This window comes from Halomonas sp. BM-2019, from assembly GCF_017584085.1.
This window is the reverse complement of the sequence record NZ_CP071922.1, coordinates 3,540,865-3,541,240: the sequence shown is the minus strand read 5'-3', so window position 1 is coordinate 3,541,240 and position 376 is coordinate 3,540,865.

The window sequence follows — 376 nt, the reverse complement described above, 5'->3', positions numbered from 1 at the left end:
GCCGATGCGGCCGAAGCCGTTGATGGCAATCTTGAGGGTCATGTCCTCTCTCCTCCTAGAGCGTCTCTGTGTAGCTTTGTGTAGCTTTCAAGGTAAGGGCAGAGCCGGTGGGCAGAGATCGGGCACCGGCGATGCCGGTTGGGTCGCCTGCGGCTCTTGGCGAGATACCCATAATGTGACGCAAACCGATCCGGGACTCAAGATTTTTTTAGTAACTTTACGACATAATGATCTAGGTGAATCGAGACACCTCGGCACAAGGTCACCGCGAGAATCTCTTCGCAGGCTAGCAAAAACCGCCAATGCCCGCGGCGAGACGGGGATATTCACCCCCAACACAGGTTGTAGTAAACTTACCTATAATCCAGTATCGTTG